This is a genomic window from Mesorhizobium sp. M7A.F.Ca.CA.002.05.1.1 (assembly GCF_003998335.1).
Classification (GTDB): Bacteria; Pseudomonadota; Alphaproteobacteria; order Rhizobiales; family Rhizobiaceae; genus Mesorhizobium.
In genome coordinates this window covers 1-1,562 of sequence record NZ_RZQI01001155.1, presented here as the reverse complement: position 1 = coordinate 1,562, position 1,562 = coordinate 1, and the positions used below count along the sequence as shown (strand labels likewise).

2 protein-coding genes and 1 pseudogene are annotated in these 1,562 nt (G+C 61.6%); 2 read left to right on the top strand and 1 reads right to left on the bottom strand.

The features are described 5' to 3' along the window. Window positions 1–643, bottom strand: a 643-nt coding sequence (locus EN939_RS33585; RefSeq protein WP_127271758.1) for a beta-ribofuranosylaminobenzene 5'-phosphate synthase family protein, incomplete at its 3' end; no start/stop codon positions are given. Between the two features lie 156 nt (window positions 644–799). On the opposite strand from EN939_RS33585, the gene EN939_RS33580 reads away from it, so the two are divergent. Both EN939_RS33580 and EN939_RS38735 read left to right on the top strand, forming a co-directional pair. Continuing rightward, a complete protein-coding gene (locus tag EN939_RS33580) occupies window positions 800–1,180 on the top strand; it encodes a 4a-hydroxytetrahydrobiopterin dehydratase (protein ID WP_027036898.1) in 381 nt (126 codons plus the stop codon). Between the two features lie 118 nt (window positions 1,181–1,298). Continuing rightward, a pseudogene (locus EN939_RS38735) lies at window positions 1,299–1,562 on the top strand (tungsten formylmethanofuran dehydrogenase); the annotation flags it as partial.

Below are 1,562 nucleotides of genomic sequence, written 5' to 3'. Positions count from 1 at the left end.
CGACCAAAGCCGGCATAATGCCCATCAGCACCCTTCGGCAGATCTCCCCGCTGCCTGCCGTTGGGAACGGCGGCAGCGAACGAAACGCCGCGACCTCGGCAGCGCCATGCAGTCCATGCCCGGAATGGTCGAGGATGAGGATGACGCGCCACTCTTCCGGAAACGGCAGCCGCGCGACGACCGGAGGCGTTCCGCCGCGGTCGTTCTTGCCGGCGTCGACTATGACGCCGCCATCTTCGAAACTTGCGATGCCGATGCCGGATCGGCCGCCCCGCTCGAGCAGGCCCGCGTCGCCGGCGATATCCAGAGGCAAATTATGGAGAGTGCGCAACGCCGAGGCGACGGCAAGGGCGATCTGCGTGCCGGACCCCAGACCCGCATGACTGGGGATCGACTGCTCGACCACCAGATGGTGCTGGGCGCGAATGCCGAGATGCGCGCAGAGCGTCGACAGATGCTCGCTGGCGCGGGTGCTCTCGGAGCCTTCGACGATGGTTTCGCCGGACCGCGACAGGGTGACGACGGTTTCGGGTTCGCTCAATGGAAGCCCGACGCTGCCGAACCGCCGTCCGGCATCGCCATTGAGATCAAGGAAGCCAAGGTGCAGGCGAGCGGGCACTCGTATGGTAACAGAATTCGACATCTGCCCCCCGATGGGTGCATCATGGATGCATCATGGAAGTTTAGGTGCCCGGTACCATGATAACTGTTTTCGTCGATGGGGCAAGCCAAAGAGAATGCATCCACGTGTTTGCTGGCTCCGGCGTGTAGACAGACCGAGCAATTCGCGGAGGTCGAGATGAACGAGACAGTCAAGGAAAAGGTCTATTCGGAAGCCGAGATCGCCGAGCGGCTTGAGAAGGAGCTGCCAAAATGGCGCTACGAAAACGGCTGGATCCGGCGCAAATACAAGACCCACAGCTGGAAATCGACGCTGATGGTCATCAACACGGTTGGCCATCTCGCCGAGGCGGCGTGGCACCATCCCGATATCACCGCCTCCTATGCCTGGGTCGAGGTGCGCCTGATGAACCACGCGGCGAAAGGCATTACCGACAAGGATTTCGAGTTGGCGAAAAAGATCGAGGATGTTGTCCAGTGGCAGCCGGCCAAGGAAGGCGGGGCGCTGGAGGGCACTCCGCTGACCGATCAACGCTTCGCTTACGTCAAATATGACTAAGCAGGGTCGGAATTTGTTGATAGCGTATGAAAACATTCGCTGATCCGCTGCAAGGTGGGGTTCACGGCCAATCCAGTTTCGTCTAGGATCGTGGCGGCACCAGAAAGTAGTTTAGCGAATGGCGGTTGCTTGGATCGGCAACCGGGAAGCGCTGATTGAGCGCGCGGCTGCGCATGCCGCGTCGCTACTGTCGTCAAGTCGGTGCCCGGTTTTCAGCTTTGATACGGATATAGACGGCACGAGGGCGGCGATCGCGCTGGCTGAGAGGGCTGGCGCGGCATACGACCATGCCGATGGCGCGGCACTTGCCCGGGAGACTGCGCTTTTTACGGACAAGGGGGCAATGACCGTCGCCCCCGGAGAGACGCGCCGGCGTGCCGAT